Source organism: Specibacter sp. NPDC078692, assembly GCF_040686835.1.
Lineage (GTDB): Bacteria > Actinomycetota > Actinomycetes > Actinomycetales > Micrococcaceae > Specibacter.
Genome location: NZ_JBFBLV010000021.1, coordinates 15,500 through 34,958, shown reverse-complemented (window position 1 = coordinate 34,958; position 19,459 = coordinate 15,500). Strand labels below are relative to the sequence as shown.

Here is a 19,459-nt window from a genome sequence, read left to right as displayed (position 1 = left end):
AGAATGACAGGCGTGACGCGGAAGGTGTTCCGTCGGCTACCCGCCGGATTAAAAACGGGTTTGAAAAAGGCTGTTCACCCTGCCCGCCGATCCCGTCTGCAACGTGCGTTGGGTGCTAGAATCACTAATCTAGGTCTGCTGAGCGTCATCATTCCCATTTTTGATGTGGAAGAGTTCTTGGCTGACTGTCTCAACAGTGTGACATCTCAAAGCTACCCGTATATCGAGATTCTGCTTGTTGACGATGGCTCAACCGATGGTTCGCTTGCCATTGCACGTGACTATGCGCGCCGAGATAAACGAATCAGCATCATTGAACGTGAACATAGTGGCAATGGCCGTGCTAGGAACGTTGCTATTGCCGCTGCAAATGGACAGTACCTAACATTCGCTGATTCTGACGATGTTGTTGCTGATCATGCCTACTTAGCCATGATGACGCAACTTGAAGAATCTGGATCGGACTTCGTTGTGGGGTCATCTGACCGGCTCATTGGTAACAAGCACGTTCCCACAAAGCTTTCTTCACGCCTGCATGAGAACAAACGGGTTGCCATCACCATCAATGACTTTCCGGAGATACTCGATGATGTTTTCCTTTGGAACAAGGTGTTCAAAAGGGAATTCTGGGATACCAAGGTTGGACCCATCCCAGAGGACATCCTCTATGAAGACCAAGAAACTACCGCGAGAGCGTTTATTCGCGCCAGGCAGTTTGACGTCCTCGATATCAACGTCTACAGCTGGCGGCAGCGCCCAGGTTCCTCGTCTATCACCCAAGGAAAAGCTGATCTTCAGAATTTGCAGGATAGGCTGACTGTTGCCCAAGATGTGTCACATCTGATCCTGTCCGAATCAAACGCGATGGTGGCCCAGACTTGGTACAAGCGGCTTTTCGGCAGTGATATGGTTCGCTACTTCGACTTTGTAGCCAACAGAGGTGATGATTATTGGCAGAATCTGTGTCAAGGATCCACGTCTCTACTGCAGTTGTTCGCTGGCGCGGATGTCATTTCTCAGACCACGATCAATTCTTTGGACCCCCATGCTCGCGTTTTCTTGTCGTTGGCCCAGCATGGCAACAAGGATGCGGTTGAAGCTGTCATTGTTGATAGACAGGAGACGGGGACCGGATTCGAAGTCCGGCTCGATGGGGATACCTTCAACGCTGTGCCCAACTATTCCTCCCAGATTGGCTTGGATGGTGCCCTCGAATCGTTGACTTGCACGCCTGAATCACTCGTTTTTGAATCGGCCATCAAGCTTCGGGATTTGCGGGACGGCCGAGGGCTAATACTTAAGGGGTATGCCTTCATCCGTGGACTGAATTCTGAAAGATCCAACAGTTCGATCCGATGTTCCGCTGAATACGCTGACGGCAGCACGATTGAATTGCTCGTCGCCCGTGTCGTGGATGCACGCATCGATATTGACGCGAACGATGCCTTTGCATCTCACGCAGAGGCAGGATTCGAGATTCTGTTGGCAGACATTCCTAATCCGGAACGAGTCAAGTCATTCATCATCGGGCACGGAGTTGCGGAAGCCCAGTGGTCAACCACGCATCGTACTCCTCCTGGTGATTTCCAAAAACTGGCACAAACCGCATTGATAAAATCCCCTCTGGTCTGTGCTTTTGAAGTGGACCTCGGACAAGAGGAATTCACCATCTCAGTGGAATGGGCTGGCACTTTACCTTCAAAGGAAGTCTACCTCTCCACCGCTCAAGAACGGATAGATCCTTACCATGTCACCACAGGTGACTCTGGACGGGTGAATTATTCCTTTGCACTTAGGCACAGCCGCTGGAACAGAGCTGTCTTCAGCTATCCCGCTGGCGCCTATACGCTTCGTCAGCAGGGAGCGGAATCAGCTAAAGCCCAACCCATCAAGGCGTCACCTAATATCACGAATCAAGGTCCTTTGGACTTTTTGCTTGAACACTCGGCTCTCACAGCGTGGTCGACAACCTCACAGGCGTTTGCCGTCACCATTGCCCCGCCGTTGGATCTGATTGACCGCAGCAAATTTGGTCAGAGACTCATCCATAAAAGATTTCAGGATTTCAGGACACAACCCCGTGCGGGACACTTTGTATTTGAGAGTTTCAACGGCAAGTTCTGCACGGACAGCCCTCGGGCCATTGCAGACCAGCTGCACAAGTTAGAACCGGAAAAAGCTATCTATTTCTCCATCACGGATTTCTCAGTACCTTATCCTGATTACGCCATTCCGATTGTCCGTGGAAGTGCAAAATGGGCTAGTAGGGTGCAGTCTGCATCACACCTGATCAACAACAATAACTTTCCGTTCTATTTTCGGAAGAACCCGCATCAGTTCTATCTGCAGACCTGGCATGGAACGCCTTTGAAAAAGATTGGACTTGATGCCCCCACGGAATATCTTTCGGCGTCGTACCGGAGGTTGATGGATCGGGAAGCGAAGATGTGGGATTTGCTGCTTGCCCAGAATCCCTTCTCGGCTAGGGTCTTTCCTACCGCGTTCGGCTACAATGGGCCGATTCTCGAATGTGTTTATCCGCGCAACGATGCTCTCATCACAGCGTCTGCACTCGAAAGGCGGGCAGTGGTGCGCAATGAGCTTGGCATTGCAAACGAGCAGGTTGCGGTGCTCTACGCTCCCACTTGGCGTGACAACGCTATTGCGAAAAACGGCAGTCGTAATTTTGTGGGATACCTTGACGGGGATTCATTGAGGAAAAATCTGGGTAACCAGTTCGTTCTCCTGAATCGTGGACACCACAACTCCCCGGGAGGGGCCGAACTACGTTCAAAGAATGTCATTGAAGTCAGCAGCTATCCGGAGATCAACGATCTGATGCTTGCCTCAGATCTGCTTGTGACAGACTTCTCATCAATTATATTTGATTATGCTCTTTTGAAGAATCCGATTTATGCATTGGTTCCGGATATTGATAGCTACGGTACCGTGACTAGGGGATTCTATGAAGACTATCGATTGACAATACCATTTCCAAAATTCTCAGATAAACAAGACTTTTTTGACCATTTGGTGAAAAATGGCCTAGAATATGATGCTGTAGAAAGAGCAAATTTTAAAAGGCGATTTAATCAGAGGACGTCGGGTGAGTCTTTAAGTATTTGTCTTAAAAATTTCTTCCAATAAAATTGTCTTACTCTTTATATGGTCACTTTCTCGAATATTTCAGAAAGTACGAAGTGGCTATAAATTTGAGTCACTTTATTGGGTCGCGCCCCGTAGAACGATAGAGTTTTCCTGAACAACTAGCGGGTCAGGAGCCCTGAGACGTGGCGGGTCCGGGAAGTTCCTGCGCAAGTACGCTGCGTTCAGGTTGCTCGTGGTTGATGCGTGGTTGCTGGATCGGCCGACGGAATCGATGCGCGGCATGTTGCTGGAGCGCCGCTACGGCCAAACGTCAACGGTGTTCTGCACCCAGTATTCGCACAAGGACTGGCATCCGCGCATCGGCTCCGGTGTTCACGCGGATGAGATCAAGGACCGGATCATCCACAACACGATCTGGGTCGAGACCGGCACCTACAACATGAGGGAACATACCGCCCTGGCCAACGTGTAATCCATGACTGAGGGCGCCGGTGGATCCCAGCCACACCACCACTGGCGCTCTCTCGTACGAACGCTGGTGCTGAATCACACGATTAGGTGGTGCTCAAAGCCTCAAAGGCTGTTTAGACGAGGCTTTCGGTAGCGAACGTGGGTGGATCGGGTAGCACCTTGGCTGCCAGGGGCGGCATTGGTTTTAGCTGGGCTGGCTGTCCCTTCCGATCTGGTGTGGGTGTCGCGGCGCCGCCAAGGCCTCAACCTGCCGATATGGGCATCCGCGCACCAGCAAGTACACGATGTGCTGGCAGTCAGCCCGTACAGTGGGTTCCCCTCACCGTCCACGGCCCCACTCTCGCGGACGAAAGCAAACATCGGCCGGCGCGACCAAAGCGCTACCCGATCCACCCGCGAGTGCTATCCGGTCGACCCACAGGTGCTACCAAATGCCTCTGCTATACACAAAGCCTCAAATGCTCATTCGTCAATAGCGCTAACTGTACGACTCGTATTGTGCTCAGGAGCATCGCCCGAACAGCGGTGAATCATCCATGACAATAGTGGATTTCACCACGAACCACAAAGAGCCACTTCACTACCGGCGCGACGTGACCTGGATAGAAGACCAAAGCCACGTCAGAAACAGCGCAGTGCAACGGGTCATGGCCCCCCTAGGCGACATCGCCATCACGATTCTGAGACTCCACGGCGAAACCCACCTCGCCAACGCCACACGCGCAGCCCGAAAATACCCCGCACGGGCACCCAAGCTATCAGTCATCACTACCAGCTAAACGACTTTGCAGACGCCCTGCCGCAGCCCCCGATACGCTCTCAATTTGGAAGAGCCGGTAAAAAGTAGAACAGGGCTACCCGTGAATTATTCCTTCAAGAGACGAGACAGTGCATGTCCGTCACGCTCAAAATCAAACGTAAAATTCGATCTAAATGCCTCAGCCGTCCATCGACCAACCGGATACTGCTTGTCAGATTTACACCAAAAATAGTGTAGTTCTGCGCCAGTTGCCGCGGCTATCAAATGCTCATTGGCCGCGATATAAGTTTCACCAGAAATGACTATTCGCATTCCCTCATTTGCACAAAACATCATATTGAATAATCCGCTGCCACCAAATCCGGCTATTTTTCTCGCACCGGAGAACAAGGACAATTGTTCGCTGAAGGTCATAGTCTCGGGGTAGACGATCTCGAATCCATGGTCTGAAAAGAAATGTTCAACTTCCAATGTATTATTACACGATCGCTCGTCCGCGTAGGGTCGTGAAACGAAAATATTCTTAGGGAAAACCTTTGACTCAGAGATAACTTTTTGCGCAATTTCATCCCATATTTGGACTACCTCAGGATGTACCCAGTTCGGATTACTCAATTGAGGCGTACAGGCGATCAGAAACTCGACGCTCACCTTTTCGTCATATTCTATGTATTCGATCCGATCGCGATTTATGCCAAATGCATCAAAGATCTCTGCCTGGAACGTAGGTATTGATTTCTTATTCTTCGGTAGGCTTACAAGTGCCTTCAAATCAGGATATAGATGGAGAGCTTCCTTCCAGGCCCACAGATGCGAAACGACTTCGGTCATAATATGACCAAAGTGTCCAGGGTACTCAGTGTCCAGGTAGTAATAGCGCCCTTCGAGAGTTCGAATTTTCCTAACAGGAGGCAGACTCGCAAATATGGGGGTCGCATCAATTAATCCCGTGCTGCCAAGCCGTCTGGCTCCACCATGTCGAAATGAGTCAGGAAGAATAAAGTCACCTAGAACACAAACTTTTCGTGCAAAGCAATCTACGTTATTGTAGATTCTTACATTCATTGCAGGAACGGGGATTGGATTTTTGAAACGCTTGTCGAATCGTTTATCATTGGTCTTGGGGGAATTTTTGAGTTCCCATTCAAAAGGAAATTTCGAAAATATATTTTTTCCCCATTCATTTCCATAGCGTTCAGTGAGACACAAATTGGCTTGGCTGTCACGCAATTTGATTAAGTGATTTCCTGCTTTTACCACAAAAGCCAACTTGCCATAATTTGTGTAGCTTTGAATCGCTAGCGAAAGTTCTCGCTCGTCACCTGATAGTTTCTTCATTGCGGCTTTAGTTTGCCGTTTTTGGTCTATGAGGCGGGCCACAAGGCCGAGTACATCCTCACCTTCTACATCATTTAGAGAATCTATGTACGATGCATGTAGGTCCTCAATAACATACTTTCCATTCTCTTTCAGATAGAGAAAGAACTCCTTAAAGATATCAAGCTTCTGACTCTTCTTGTTACTACCGTCCTCGATCAGTACATCTGGCCTAGGACCGAGCATCATCGCGTCATGCATAGCATTATAATTGCTACAATAAATGATCTGTACGTTGCCTAACGCCGAAACGGTGGCTGTCTTGTTATCTCCGAGAGCTATTACGGTGATCTTAGAGTTGTAAAAATAGCTACCAAATGAATTTCCAAATGCAATAGGGTCTTGAGCTGTAATGATGGTGACAAAAGATATTGTATTCTGATATTGGCTGAGTTCTTTCGCGTAAATCTTGAGATAATCGTGATGTTGCGAGCTCTGATCCAAACCGTGCTGGAGTCCTATTTCATCGAGAGAAGAGCTGGTAGAAATGGAAGAACTAGTACTAGTACTTGACGTGAAGTTCATATTTGCTCATTTCAATTTGCCCAGTGTTTGGCGTTGCGGGATACTCGGTGAGTTGCAAAATATTTGGTCATTCGGTATTAGATTATTTCCACAATAATATTCAGTTGAGCATTCAATGATTGATTGTGATTTTTTGATGGCTACAAATTCGAAACTCAACAACTGCAGTGTGAATTGTGCGCCCTGCTCATAAAATACTCGGTAAGGCGGTGGACCGCATCTGCGGGGATGAATCCAATGGCCTTGATCTTGGCGAGGTCTAGGGTGCTGTTCAACGGCCGAGGTGCTGCACTTTTGCCCTTGAAGTACTCCTCAGTGCTGACGCCTGTGACGGAGTCGCGGCTGTGACCGGTAAGCTCGTACACATCGGCGGCGATATCCGCCCATGACTGCGGCTCTCCGTCGTTACTGAGGTTGTAAACGCCGTAGTCCGCCCCGGATTCGAGTAGGTGCACGATGCCTGCGGCGATGTCCTTGGTGAAGCTCAGCCGCCCAATCTGGTCATTGACCACGCTCGGGGAAATGCCCCGGTCCGCCAGCGAAGCCATGGTGCGAACGAAGTTATTGCCCTCACCGATGACCCAGCTGGTGCGCACAATGTAATGCTGGGGCACTGTTGACACGACGGCGTCGCCAGCAGCCTTGCTTTGGCCGTAGACACCCAACGGCGAGAGCGCTTCGTCTTCGCCGTGGGTTTGGACTGTGCCATCAAAGACATAGTCACTGGAAACATGGACCAGGGCGATCCCGTGGCTGGTGGCAACCTTGGCCAGGGACGCCACAGCGGTGGCATTGATAGCCCACGCCTTGGTGCGCCCTTCGGGTGTTTCGGCAGTGTCCACGGCCGTGTAGGCGGCGGCGTTGATGATCGTGGAGTAGTTCTTCCAGTTCCGGTCGGCATAGGAGTCCGGCGCGGTGAGGTCAAAATCGGCGCGAGTGGCAAACTCAACGCTTGCATCGCCTTCGTACACTTCCCGCAACGCCTTACCCAGCTGACCATCGGCACCCAAAACCAGTGTCAGCTTCGGCGGCATCGGGACAACCTCAGCCAGCCGCGGGTGAGCCTTGTCCTTATCGGAAAGCTCGGCCTGCTCCAACGGAATGGGCCAGGCGATGGCTGCACTCTCGTCGGCCAGGTTCAAGAACGTGTACTGCCCCTGTGCGTCGGCAGACCAATGGTCATTGACGAGGTAGGTGTACGCCGTGTCATCCTCGAGGGTTTGGAAGGCATTGCCCACCCCGCGGGGGATAAAAATGGCTTGGGAGGGGTCCATTTCGGCTGTGAAAACAGCACCGAATGACTCACCTTCGCGCAGATCGACCCAGGCGCCAAAGATCTTGCCCGTTGCAACCGAGATGAACTTATCCCACGGCTCGGCATGGATCCCGCGAGTGGTGCCGGACTTCTCATTGAAGGAAATATTGTTCTGAACCGGAGAGAAATCAGGCAGGCCCATGGCCATCATCTTCTCGCGCTGCCAGTTTTCCTTGAACCAGCCACGGTTGTCGCCATGGACCGGAAGATCATAGAGCACAACACCGGGAATGGGGGTCGTGGTGGCTTTGAGTTGTTTGGAGAACTCAATCGTCATGATCTACTGGCCCTGTTCCTTGTATTTTGCTTCGGTAGCGGCCTTCTGTGGGCGCCACCATGACTCGTTGTCCCGGTACCACTTGATGGTGTCCTCGATACCGGCATCAAAGTTAGCGAATTCCGGGCTCCAGCCCAGCTCCGTGCGCAGTTTCTCGGATTCAATGGCGTAGCGCAGGTCATGACCCGGGCGATCGATAACGTGATCATAGGCGTCGGCGGGCAGACCCATATGGGTGAGGATCTGTTCAACAACGTCCTTGTTGTTCTTCTCGCCGTCAGCGCCGATCAGGTACGTTTCGCCGATGCGGCCCCGATCTAGAATTGCCAGCACCGCGGATGAGTGGTCGTTCGCATGGATCCAGTCCCGCACATTCTCACCCTTCCCGTAGAGCTTGGGGCGGATCCCGTCGATGACATTGGTGATCTGGCGGGGAATGAACTTCTCCACGTGCTGGTACGGACCGTAGTTGTTGGAGCAGTTGCTGATCGTGGCCTGCAATCCAAAGGAACGCACCCATGCACGCACCAACATGTCCGAGCCGGCCTTCGTCGCAGAATACGGGCTCGACGGCGCGTAGGGCGTCTCTGCGGTGAAGCGCTGCGGATCATCCAGTTCAAGGTCCCCATACACCTCATCCGTGGAGATGTGATGGAAACGCTTACTGTGTTTCCGGGCCGCCTCAATCAACGTGTACGTGCCAATGATGTTCGTATCAAGGAACGGGCGCGGATCGTGCAGCGAATTGTCATTGTGGGACTCAGCAGCATAGTGAACCACCGCGTCAGCGGCTGCAACCAGTCCATCAACAAGTGCGGCATCACAAATATCACCCTGCACGAACGTGAACCGATCCGCCGGCAAACCGTCCAAGGACGCCAAATTACCGGCATAAGTAAGCTTGTCCAGCACCGTGACATGCATGTCGGTATATTCAAGGACATAATGGACAAAATTGGAGCCGATGAAGCCGGCGCCACCGGTAACCAAAATACTTTTCATCTTACAAACCTACCTAACGAGGGCAGAACAGAGGATCCGAACTACTATGTAGCGGACGTTGGATTCGTCTCATACACAGTGAATAAGAATATCAGAATTAGGAAATACGTATTCTTCGTTAGAGAATGGTGCTCGTGCGCGGAATAATACTTGCCGGTGGAACCGGATCACGACTTCATCCCATTACCCATGGCATCAGCAAGCAGCTGGTTCCCGTCTATGACAAGCCGATGATCTACTATCCGCTGTCAACACTAATTCTGGCTGGTATTCGCGACATTCTGATCATCACTACCCCACGCGATGCTGAGCAATTTCGCCGCTTACTGGGCGACGGATCACAGTTCGGAATCAACCTGACCTATAAGTCACAGCCTTCGCCGGATGGTCTAGCCCAAGCGTTCACAATTGGCGCCGAGCACATCGGCCATGAACCCGTTGCCCTAGTTCTAGGCGACAACATCTTCTACGGTCCCGGAATGGGGCAGCAGCTAAGACGTCACAGCAACATAGTCGGTGGAGCTGTATTCGGATACTGGGTTCAAAACCCGCAGGCATATGGCGTGGTTGAATTCGACGACTCCGGAATGGCAATCTCTCTCGAAGAGAAGCCTGCCAAACCTCGCAGTCATTACGCCGTCCCAGGCCTCTACTTCTACGACAATGACGTCGTAGAAATTGCTCGAAACCTTAGGCCGTCGCCGCGAGGCGAACTTGAGATCACCGATGTAAATCGCACTTACCTCGAGAAGGGTAAGCTGCAGGTAGAAATTCTCCCGCGCGGAACGGCATGGCTGGATACTGGGACCTTTACAGACTTGAACGACGCATCAAACTTCGTCAGGACAGTCGAAAATCGGCAGGGCCTCAAAATCGGCGCGCCCGAAGAAGTTTCATGGCGTCAAGGCTTTCTCACCGATGATGAGCTTCGTCAACGGGCCGAGCCACTGGCAAAAAGCGGTTACGGTGCCTACCTTCTTGGGCTGTTGAGTAGTAGCTAATGTTCGCCATGAAACAATTGCCAGGGAAATTTTCGCCCCCATACACGTGGTGCAAAAACTTCAACGTCACACCAACTTGCGGAAGCTCGGTGTGCACCCCAGCCCAGTCAGTCTGCAAGAACACGCTTTCACGGATCCCGCGGCCGGGAAACAACGCCGTGCATACCTCGGCCACCGCTAATTCGGCAACGTCATCGGAAGCAAGTCCTGCCAGCTGCGCCGCATCAAGGACAGCCTAAATGCTGTGCCGGGATATCTTATGCGCTGATTCAATCGCTCGACGCGACAGGTTTTGATTGCGTAGCTGCAAAACCAACTTCGCTTTGATCGTCCGTACCATTACCAGTACTCCTTCGACCATGTGGCTATCACATGATGGAAGGAGCCTATTGCGTGGCTCCCAGCAATGCTACGGGTGGGCCCCAACCGCAATATTGCTGGCACCAAAGAGAAAATATTCACAAGGGTGTTTGGGACGTGAAAGAACAGGCTAGAACGCTGCTGCGTACTGGTTCATTGGGAAACGCTGAGCTCAGGACTCCGGACACGCTCGGGTGACGGGTTTTCGAGTTCGTTGATTTTTTCGGGATTTCCCTTGATGTAACCCTGTTAATTCTGCCCACTCTTCGATATAATAGATGCAAGAAACAGTGTCTCTTGGACGGGTGAAATGATGAGTGTTATGACTGCTCAACCTCATCTTCCTGTGGCGATGGTTCTGGATGCTGTGCCGCTGGGTCTGGCCGGAGAACTGGTGAGGGACGCCGATGGTGGTGGCACCGTTTTTCTTCACGGCCAAGCCTCGTTTTCCTGGGACGCGGGGGACGAGGCCGGCCGCCGCTGGGCAGCGGTGAAACTAGCGGCGATGAAGGCCGCCGGAGTCGGTGAGATCGCTGCCGTCTTTGACGTCACCCCGTCAACGGTGTGGTTACGTCACCCCGTCAACGGTGTGGTTATGGAAGCAGTTGCTGGCTGATGGCGGCATCATCGCGTTAGTGCCGGAAAAGAAGGGGCCAAAGAAAGCTTCCCTACTCACCGGCGCTGTCATCACCCGGATCGTGGAACTGCGCAGCACGGGCCTGTCCCAGCAGGCCGTCGGCAACGCGGTAGGCGTCTCTGAGTTCAGCGTCCGCCGGGCCCTGAAAATCGCTGCGGAACAAGCCACTACTGACGCTGCAGACATAGCCGCCGCGGGTAACCCTGAGCCCCTAGAACCAGCACCCGCTGTTGCGCAACAGCGGGAACTACCGCTCTTGCCGGCCCCGGCACCCCGCACGGCCGAGCGAGCAGCTGCCAGCATGCTCGAATGCGCTGCTCCGGCGTTTGCCCCGGCCGCACATTTCCGTCACGCCGGGCTGTTTCTGGCATTCCCCGCACTGGAAACCACCGGCCTGCTCGCCTGCGCGAAGGAGGTTTACGGAGCGCTACCGAACGGGTTTTGCTGCCTCGAAACCGTCCTGATCGATAGTGTGCTGCGGGCATTGGCTGGGGAAGCCCGGGCCGAGGGCTCCACCCGTTTTGACCCCCAAGAGCTGGGGCGGGTGTTGGGTTTGGATCGGGCCCCGGAAGTGAAAACCTTCCGCCGCCGGATCAGCCAACTCGCCGAGAGCGGCAAAGTCCAGGAACTGATCGCCGCCTTGGCCAAACACCATCTGGCCGGCACCGGTCCTGGTGGTGAGGACCTGGCAGCGCTCCTCTACGTTGACGGGCATGTGCGCGCCTATCAGGGCACGAAAAAGATTGGGAGACTCTACTCCACAAGGTTGAAGTTTCCGGTCCCGGCGACCGAGGAAACCTGGGTCACCGACGCGAACGGCGCCCCCGTGTTCGTTGTCATGGCCGCACCGGGTGCGTCCCTGGCCGCGGAACTCCGCGACCTGCTGCCGGAACTGCGCACCGCTATTGGGGACGACCGCCGGGTGCTGGTTGGTTTTGACCGTGGCGGTTGGTCTCCGGTCTTGTTCAAACACATGGATGCGGCTGGTTTTGATGTGCTTTCTTGGCGCAAGGGCACAACGGCCGATATCAAGGAAGATCTCTTCAAAGAGGTCTCCCATACCGATGAACACAGCCAGACACGGTCCTGGCCGATCGCTGACACGCTCGTTGACCTGCCCCTGAACACCACCAAGAAAACTGGGGAAGTGTTCAACATCCGCCAGATCAGCCGCATTGTGGGCACCACCGGTGGTGGCACCAGGCAAATCCACATCCTCACCACCGACCGGACCCTCCCTGCGGGCGAGGTCGTGTATCGGATGGGGAACAGGTGGCGGCAGGAAAACCAGTTCCGTTACGCCCGCATGCACTTCGAGCTCGACTCCCATGACTCCTACAGTTCCAGTGATGACAACGAGGACCGTTTGGTGCCGGAACCGGCGAAGGCCCGTGCCTACCAAAAAGTTGTTGCCGCCCGGCGCCACCACGCAGAAGCAGCAGCCGTGGCTGATCTGAACCTGCTGGCGCTGAAAACCCCGACCGAAGGTACTGACGAAGTCACGGTGACTAGTGCCATGCACAACCACGTCATGGCACCAGTATGGGAAGCAGAAAATGCCTTGGCTGCTGCTGAAAAGATTCATCAGGGAATCCCGGCGAAGATCCGCCTCGGTGACCTGAATCCGGGCCAGCAAGTCCTGGATACCGAGGTGAAGATGATCCACACCGGCATCCGGATGGCCGCCTACAACACGGCCATGACGATCGCTAGGGAGATCCGCACCAATACCGGCTACCGGCGCGCGAAGCAGGAAGCCCACGCCCTCATGCGCCAGATGTTCCATCAGAGTGGCGACATCGACACCACTGAGCCCGGATACTTAACCATCACCTTGGACCCGCTACCGACCACAGCGAAAACTGCGGCCGCCGCCGACCTCTGCAACCACCTGACCGCCGCCGAAACCCGCTACCCCGGCAGCAACCTGATCCTCAAATACGCCATCAATACCAAGACCGCGGCTCTTATCAATTAAATCGTGATGATGTTCCTATCTTTGTCAATTGGTTTCTTGGGCTCGTTTTCAAGCCAGATCCGGTACTCGGCAATGACTTGTAGGTCTCTGCAGTTGCCGCGCTCGATCCTCGAAATCGCTGTTGGCCAGGTCCCCAAAGCGACGGCCACCATTACTTGCGTCAAACCCAGCGCCAGACGCAGCGAACGCAGGTCGTTGGTCAGTGGCGCCGGCCGCGGGTTGCTCATGACCCGGTATATTTCCCGGGCAACATAGCGCTTGAGACAACGGATGATTTCCTTTTTACTCTTGCCTTCTTCGGTGCGTTTGGCCACGTAGTCGCGGGTGCGTTTGTCCTTGGACATGCGCACCTGAACAATACGGTAGAGCGAGGAATTTGCTTCCCTGTCACCTCCCCGAGATAGCCGGTAGCGACTCGTTTTGCCCGAGGATGCCGGGACCGGGGCGACCCCGGTCAAGGCGGCAAAGGAGGCCTCGCTGACCATCCGTTCCGGGTTGTCACCGAACGTCACCAGCAGCTGAGATGCGACGACGGCGCCGACCCCATTGACTTCCAAGATCTCCGGAGCATGAGCGGAAACAATGAAGGCCAGCTCTGCATCAATCTCGGCGATTTCATCGCTCAGAAACCGGTGCCGGGCACCCAGTCGCCTGAGCGTCAGCAGGGTCGCCACGACCGGGTCTGCAGGGTCTCCGGCGGGACGGCTGACGGCCATGGTCTTGACCCGCCCTTCACTGCTCGTGCCACGGTATTTGGCCCTGACCTGCTCCGGAGCTGAGGCCAGGGCCCCGCTGATCTGGTTCAGCAGGGCGGTGCGGGCCTTCATAGCGCTGGACCGAGCGGTGCGGATCACGCGCAGGGCTTCAACGAATCCGTCGCGGATTTGGGCGTGGAGGTGCCCCGCTCCGCCAGGGCGGATTCGGCAGTCTGGTAGGCATCCAGAGGATCTGATTTTCCGTGCAAACGACGCTCGGCACGGTTGGACCGGTTCATCTCCCGAACGGTGAATCCGTGGCCGGCCAGGACACGAGTCAGTTCGGCCCCGTAGGAGCCGGTTCCCTCGACGCCAACAGCGGTGACGGGACCGTGGCTGGTCAGGTACGCAGCGATTTCTTGGTACCCGGATCCGATAGCCAGGAACTTACGATCCCCCAGCCTCTTTCCATAGTCGGTGATGAGTGCGACGTGGTGGGTATCGGCGTGAGTGTCGATCCCGGCGATGACTTTGAACTGTACATTTGTCATGATGGAACAAGCTCCTCTGAAACTTCAAGCAACAGGGTGGCTCGTGGTGTCCGGTCGGGCAGACAGGACTGTGATGGGACTCCTAGATCGAGCTCCTATGAAGTCATGTCCGGCCGGGCAACATGGTTGGTGCTGGCCGTCAGCCCGATGGACTGATCATCTTCAGGACAACCACTCAGGGTGTCAGTCAGGAGCTGGGCCACACCAGACTGACGGCCTACTACCATCATCACAGTCAGGAGCCCTGAGTCCTGTCATCGATGAATGCGTCAGAGCATCCATCGATGACAGCGCTACGACCCACTTTCGTTCAGTTACACGAAACTAGATTTCACCACGAACCACGGAGAGCCAACTAAGGCGAGGGCCTTGAGGGAGAACCAGTAAGTCTATTTCTGATCTTGCTACCGCAAGGCGCTCGTCTACCAGTCTCGATTTTTCATGAGGCAGACAGTCGGCTCTAATCCACCACAAACCCCGCGTGATGAAAGTTCGAGGCTAATGTATCGATGCAGTTAGGTGTGGTAGCGAATCCCTATTCAGAATAGTTTCGAAACTATCCACAGCATTTCTTTGATAAACATTGGGATCGAAGGTTTTGAAATCCAGATTACCGCTGATGAACTCCAGCATTCCCTGGATGAGGCCATCGGTAGAGTTATCAACAAGCAGTCCATAGCCATCTTCCAGAACACTCCGGGGGCCCACTACGTCAGTGGAGACAACAGGAATACGCAACTGCAGGGCCTCGATGACTGCCAAGCCTTGGCCTTCGTAGTTGGAAGAGAATACAAAGCAGTCAGCAACAGCCAGTAGCGGGAATGGGTTATCGACAAGACCTACCAGCGTGACTTGGCCCTCAAGATCAAGCGTCTTGATCTGGTGTTCCAGGTCTCCACGAAGAGGGCCTTCGCCGAGAATCAGTAAGCGTGTGTTTGGTACTTTCTGATTGATGACAGAAAAGGCATCGATCAACTTCTGATGGTCCTTCTCCGGTGAGAGGCGTCCCATTGTAATGAACGTTATTCCATCATGGTCAACCAGCGCCGTACAAGAACTATCCGCGGGTAGACTGGAAAGGTATGGAACACGTTCTATTTCGATAGGGTTATTCGCATAAGAAAAAACATTCTCATCCATCGAGCAAATCTCGCTAAGATTCAAAGAATTCTCTTCCATAACACTCTTAGTTACAGAAATAAATTCGTCATATCTCGAATAGAGACTAAAAACACATTCTAGATCAGGGAACCTTGTTAGCCATTCGGCTCTCATATCATTGTGCAGATAGATGAGTCGCTTCTTCACGCGCGTGGATTGAGTTGAAAAAATTCCTGCCCAGAAACGGGAGTAGCCTTCAAAGTCAATAATGGCATCAAATTCGGCATCTCCAAATAGCCTAAGGAATTCACGATCAAAGATTTCCTGATGGAGATCAGCCAGAGCAGGTGAATCAAATTTCATTCTAGAATTGAATTTCCCGAGACCCCAATTTTCTTCGGATGAAAGAAGTTGCACCCCAACTCGGCCGAGTACTTGTACATTTTCAGGTAGCTGCAAAAATTTATTAAGACGTTCGGGATCGCCATACACAGTGTTAGGTTCAATCACAATAGTGACGTTGTACTTATCTGGATCTAGGGAGGCGATCAGGTTTCCAAATGCTGTGGTAATACCATTCGGCATAAAGGAGCCTTGATAGAATAGCAGCTTCTTTCGATTGTCTACACGGGGTGGAATTCGATGGGTGTCGTCATCCTCGAAGAAGAATGCGATCGCCCTTTCCGTGGCATTACCATCTTCCATGGGTGTGTAGATTGACTGACAGTGCCTGTAGTTTTCGGAGGGAACTGATTTGGCCAGTGCCGAATCGATGGCCAGACAAACATCACTAAGTGATTTGCAGATTGGACCAGGCATATCCTCAATGTCTAAACAAAAACCACGGCTGTCCCTGTACTCATCCAGGTCGTAGGCATAGAAGATCATTTTTTTCCCTGTGGCCATATAGTCAAAAAATACGCTTGAGTAGTCGGTGATCAAAACGTCCACTAAAGACAGAATATCGTTAGTATCGATTTCACCTGACGGGATTATCGCGTCGATGTTCGAGGATGAAATGAATTCTTCAGCGAAATGATGTGCCCTAAAAACCAGATGGTATCTATCAGAAACTAGACCTTGGATATCCTGAAGAAGCTGGCCGTCGTCAAATTCGCGATCTTTTACGGCCAAACCCCCGCGCCAAGTGGGCGCGTAGAATACGACCGGCTTATCCGTATCGGGCGAAATGCCAAGTGATTGCAGCATCCTGATACGTTTTTCGTGACTGGTATCCATTGTTTTGTCAATCCGTGGATATCCGGTGAGACCAATCTTTCCCTTGAAATGACCTTTAACATCATGGGCCTCAATGAGGACTTCAGCGGTGTGGTCGTTTGGGACGATTAGGTGAGTTGTGTGTAGGAAGTTCCTGGCGACATTCTTGTGCTCAAATGCTCCAGACTTGACATATTTTCCCATAGCCTTAAGTGGCGTGCCGTGCCAAGTGTTCAGATATCTCTGTCCGTCTTTCCGAATGAAATAGGGAGGGAAAGTGGAGTTATTAACAAGGTACTTGCACGTAGCCAAATACCGAAGATAGGATTCGGAATCTTTTTGTACAATAATTACTCGTGAATCTTGAAATATATTCTGAGGGGTCTTATGTCGGTCATTAACGACACACACGAATGTGTAGTCGATGTAATTATCGTCATTCAGAAGTGATTCGAGGATGGATAATGGGCTACAGGTTAGAGATGCCCCATGGTTACTTTCAAAAAATACGTGCTTATATTTGATACTTAGATTTTTGTAAAACTGCAGATAAGAAAGCCTATTTTCTTGCGGTGAAGTGAGACCATTCTTCTTCCCGACTTGCTGTGCAAGTTCAATGTCCAGTAATTTCGATTCGTAAGATATGAAACTGGCTTCTTCAAATTTGTGTTCGTCGTAAAGAATGTTGGCGAGCTTTTGAACTGCTGAGAAAGAGACCTTGGACTGGCGGTCAATAGATTTCCCGTATGATACTTTTGCTTTGTCCAATTGTTGCGCTTCGCTTTGCAGATCTCCTAGTCGCGCGTAGATCTCTCTACTGTTAGAGCGGCGTGAGAGTTCAGCTAATGCATCGATTTGTTTTTGTTGGTAGGTATGTAAATCCAACGTTGATGTTGTGTCTGTAGCGTTTTCATCATGGGTTATGTCAGTAATCTCTGAGTAGTCGAGTTTGACTTCCGATTCGCGATTCAGGAAAAGGCGACTAGAGTATTCGTAATTGCCACCACAGAAACTTACGTATGCAAGTCTTGTGCGCCAGTCTTTTCGGTTGCTGCCGTCGAGGGTAATAGCATACTGGTAAGCATCTGCTGCATCCGACCATTTTTTCTGGCGTTCAAGCATGGTTGCATACTTGTAGTGAATGCGTGGTGTATTTTCAGAAAGGGATGCAGAAAGTTGGTATGACGTGGCTGCTTCATCCCATTTCATTATTTTCTCGTAAGAGAGTCCCAAGCGGTAATGCAGGTCAGAATTATGTGGATTATTCTGAGTCGCTTCTTTATATGCACTAACGGCCTCTGGCCAGTTCGCCCTTTTTTGATGAAAAGCGCCGATTCCAACGATATTGCTGTTGAGTTCTCTGTCTAGAAGTATAGCCTGGTTGTAGGCTTCCACGGATTTTTTGCTATTACCTGCCCTTTCATAAGCGAGACCTTCATCATAATGCGACATGGGGCGATTGGCTTTAACTTTATTTGCCTGAGCGAAAGCTTCAGCAGCCCCTGAGAAATCATTCATGAGCATGCTTGATTCGCCGAGTCGATCAAGCCATTGAATGTTTGTTTTGTTTGCACCTAGATTTTCTCGCAAGGTGTTGAGTTCTTGCCAGCGACGCCCGTGCTGTCGGGCGACTTTTGAAGTGAGTTCGCTATAGCGAGGATTTTCTGGATTATTCTGAAGGGCTATTTGGAATGACGCCAATGCCGCTTCGTGTAGGCCTAGGTAGTTTTGCACTAGTCCTCGGCGGTAATACCATTGATCTTTCGTGGAATCTAAAAGGATAGCTTGCTCGTATGAGACTAGTGCTTGATCCCAGAGTTTTTGGCGTTCAAGGATGAATCCCAGCCGATAGTGCCAAGTTGAACTATCTGGTGACAAGATTACTGCTTTGGAAATGTTCTGGATAGCATCTTGATCCTTGCCTTGCATAAACTGACTGTGACCAAGATGAAATAGAAGCTTTGCATTTTTCTGGTGTGAGAAGTCAGAGGCCTTGGAATAGATTGCTTCTGCACGATGCCATTGCTTCTTTTGTTCAAGCTTCTTGGCGGCGAGAAATGCCGCTTGCCAACCGATCATTTTTTGTCCTAGTGTATTTCTTGATCAAGCGACCAGTGAATTCGAGGTTTGACGATACGTAATTTGCGTAGCGTCGGATGGTATTCATTAATGCTGTAGCAGGGGGATAGCTCCCTCGCGGAACTATCCCCCTGCTACGAATCGTGATTAGATGCTGGCGTTGGCGCGAATCAAGTCATCCGGGAAATCTACTTCCACCGCGTAAAATTCGCTGATATCAACTGGGAGCCACTGAACTGCGTCTTCCTGGATGGTGAGCTCAATGCCACCTTCGAAGTAGTCCTGTTCCTCGACCTGTTCCAGACGCTTGATCAGCGCTTTTTTGTCTTTCTTGGAGACGTAGTTGATACCGACAGCTTCGCCCAGGGCCGTGTCCTGAGGTACGCGCTTTGAAAGAAGATCGATGAATCCGTCAGCGTCCACGGTGTACTTAACTTCTTCATCGGAAACTGAGGACTTATCTACCGTGATGAATGACTTTCCAGCCTTCATGTAGGGGCGGAGCATCGGGAGGATTTCTGGTGCGAATACAACGTCCCCGTTCATCCAAAGAACGCCACCCTTGGGAGAGTTCTTCAGCGCCTTGAGGAGGCTCTTGGAGGTGTTGGTCTGATCGAAGTTCTCGTTGTAGACAAAGGAAACGTCTGGAACGTGTTCCATGACCTGCTCCAATTTGTAGCCCACAACGATGGCCAAACGCAGTTTTTTGCCGAAGGACGTCTGCAAGTTGTGGAGTTGCTGGTGCATGATGGTGCGGCCATCACTGAGTTCAGTCAGTGGCTTCGGATGGGGACGAGCCAGCCGAGTGCCCATACCTGCGGCCAAAATTACAGCTTGAATAGTCATTATGTGACGGATCTTCCCCTAAATAGGTGAGTTAACTAGGGGAATTCATGACCATCGTCCACATGAAGTGGGCAGTCCAGTGCTGGTGCCGAGTTGGCGTGCGTGGAATCCCCCAAAAAGGATTTTATCTTATCGATGGTGAAAGTCTAAAAAATTCT

Annotated in this window: 13 protein-coding genes; 6 read left to right on the top strand and 7 right to left on the bottom strand. The window is 52.0% G+C overall.

Going from position 1 to position 19,459, the window contains the following annotated elements:
* Positions 1-3: 3 nt before the first annotated feature.
* From AB0O97_RS14160 to AB0O97_RS14150, 3 genes are all read left to right on the top strand, one after another.
* On the top strand, positions 4-3,147 hold the full coding sequence (locus AB0O97_RS14160) for a CDP-glycerol glycerophosphotransferase family protein (RefSeq protein ID WP_363883520.1): 3,144 nt from the start codon (positions 4-6) through the stop codon (positions 3,145-3,147).
* A gap of 136 nt (positions 3,148-3,283) precedes the next feature.
* Positions 3,284-3,580: an ATP-binding protein gene (locus AB0O97_RS14155; protein ID WP_363883582.1), complete on the top strand. Its 297-nt coding sequence runs from the start codon at positions 3,284-3,286 to the stop codon at positions 3,578-3,580.
* A 535-nt stretch (positions 3,581-4,115) separates the two neighbouring features.
* On the top strand, positions 4,116-4,358 hold the full coding sequence (locus tag AB0O97_RS14150) for a hypothetical protein (protein WP_363883518.1): 243 nt from the start codon (positions 4,116-4,118) through the stop codon (positions 4,356-4,358).
* A gap of 86 nt (positions 4,359-4,444) precedes the next feature.
* Here AB0O97_RS14150 and AB0O97_RS14145 read toward each other — a convergent pair whose 3' ends face one another.
* From AB0O97_RS14145 to rfbB, 3 genes are all read right to left on the bottom strand, one after another.
* Positions 4,445-6,241 (bottom strand): glycosyltransferase 61 family protein, encoded by a 1,797-nt coding sequence (locus AB0O97_RS14145; RefSeq protein WP_363883517.1) that lies wholly within the window; start codon positions 6,239-6,241, stop codon positions 4,445-4,447.
* A gap of 155 nt (positions 6,242-6,396) precedes the next feature.
* Complete coding sequence (locus tag AB0O97_RS14140) at positions 6,397-7,833, bottom strand: bifunctional dTDP-4-dehydrorhamnose 3,5-epimerase family protein/NAD(P)-dependent oxidoreductase (RefSeq protein WP_363883515.1); 1,437 nt, start codon at positions 7,831-7,833, stop codon at positions 6,397-6,399.
* Positions 7,834-7,836: 3 nt separating this feature from the next.
* Positions 7,837-8,835, bottom strand: a complete 999-nt coding sequence (rfbB, locus tag AB0O97_RS14135) for a dTDP-glucose 4,6-dehydratase (RefSeq protein WP_363883514.1) — start codon at positions 8,833-8,835, stop codon at positions 7,837-7,839.
* Between the two features lie 134 nt (positions 8,836-8,969).
* Between rfbB and rfbA the strand changes: the two genes are divergently transcribed.
* From rfbA to AB0O97_RS14120, 3 genes are all read left to right on the top strand, one after another.
* A complete protein-coding gene (rfbA, locus tag AB0O97_RS14130; RefSeq protein ID WP_363883512.1) occupies positions 8,970-9,836 on the top strand; it encodes a glucose-1-phosphate thymidylyltransferase RfbA in 867 nt (288 codons plus the stop codon).
* A gap of 682 nt (positions 9,837-10,518) precedes the next feature.
* Positions 10,519-10,812 (top strand): hypothetical protein, encoded by a 294-nt coding sequence (locus tag AB0O97_RS14125; RefSeq protein ID WP_363883510.1) that lies wholly within the window; start codon positions 10,519-10,521, stop codon positions 10,810-10,812.
* The gene (locus tag AB0O97_RS14120; protein ID WP_363883508.1) at positions 10,784-12,811 is read left to right on the top strand and encodes a putative transposase; all 2,028 of its coding nucleotides are present in this window, start codon (positions 10,784-10,786) and stop codon (positions 12,809-12,811) included. Before AB0O97_RS14125 ends, AB0O97_RS14120 begins: the two co-directional genes overlap by 29 nt.
* Here AB0O97_RS14120 and AB0O97_RS14115 read toward each other — a convergent pair.
* The 4 genes from AB0O97_RS14115 to AB0O97_RS14100 form a co-directional block, all read right to left on the bottom strand.
* Positions 12,808-13,665 (bottom strand): transposase, encoded by an 858-nt coding sequence (locus tag AB0O97_RS14115; protein ID WP_363883506.1) that lies wholly within the window; start codon positions 13,663-13,665, stop codon positions 12,808-12,810. The genes AB0O97_RS14120 and AB0O97_RS14115 overlap by 4 nt on opposite strands.
* Entirely contained in the window at positions 13,662-14,057 is a 396-nt protein-coding gene (locus tag AB0O97_RS14110) for a transposase (RefSeq protein ID WP_363883504.1), read from the bottom strand. The genes AB0O97_RS14115 and AB0O97_RS14110 overlap by 4 nt, the downstream gene beginning before the upstream one ends.
* A 498-nt stretch (positions 14,058-14,555) precedes the next feature.
* Positions 14,556-18,455 carry a CDP-glycerol glycerophosphotransferase family protein gene (locus tag AB0O97_RS14105; RefSeq protein WP_363883502.1) on the bottom strand — a complete coding sequence of 1,300 codons (3,900 nt, stop codon included), beginning with the start codon at positions 18,453-18,455 and terminating at the stop codon, positions 14,556-14,558.
* A 147-nt stretch (positions 18,456-18,602) separates the two neighbouring features.
* Positions 18,603-19,301 carry a phosphocholine cytidylyltransferase family protein gene (locus AB0O97_RS14100; protein WP_363883501.1) on the bottom strand — a complete coding sequence of 233 codons (699 nt, stop codon included), beginning with the start codon at positions 19,299-19,301 and terminating at the stop codon, positions 18,603-18,605.
* Positions 19,302-19,459 lie beyond the last annotated feature (158 nt).

What these genes read in the sequence shown, in the direction of transcription:
- AB0O97_RS14160 (WP_363883520.1), top strand. Translation starts at nt 4, where the DNA reads ATGACAGGCGTGACGCGGAAGGTGTTCCGTCGGCTACCCGCCGGATTA.
- AB0O97_RS14150 (WP_363883518.1), top strand. Translation starts at nt 4,116, where the DNA reads ATGACAATAGTGGATTTCACCACGAACCACAAAGAGCCACTTCACTAC.
- AB0O97_RS14145 (WP_363883517.1), bottom strand. Translation starts at nt 6,241, where the DNA reads ATGAACTTCACGTCAAGTACTAGTACTAGTTCTTCCATTTCTACCAGC.
- AB0O97_RS14140 (WP_363883515.1), bottom strand. Translation starts at nt 7,833, where the DNA reads ATGACGATTGAGTTCTCCAAACAACTCAAAGCCACCACGACCCCCATT.
- rfbB (WP_363883514.1), bottom strand. Translation starts at nt 8,835, where the DNA reads ATGAAAAGTATTTTGGTTACCGGTGGCGCCGGCTTCATCGGCTCCAAT.
- AB0O97_RS14125 (WP_363883510.1), top strand. Translation starts at nt 10,519, where the DNA reads ATGACTGCTCAACCTCATCTTCCTGTGGCGATGGTTCTGGATGCTGTG.
- AB0O97_RS14110 (WP_363883504.1), bottom strand. Translation starts at nt 14,057, where the DNA reads ATGACAAATGTACAGTTCAAAGTCATCGCCGGGATCGACACTCACGCC.
- AB0O97_RS14105 (WP_363883502.1), bottom strand. Translation starts at nt 18,455, where the DNA reads ATGATCGGTTGGCAAGCGGCATTTCTCGCCGCCAAGAAGCTTGAACAA.
- AB0O97_RS14100 (WP_363883501.1), bottom strand. Translation starts at nt 19,301, where the DNA reads ATGACTATTCAAGCTGTAATTTTGGCCGCAGGTATGGGCACTCGGCTG.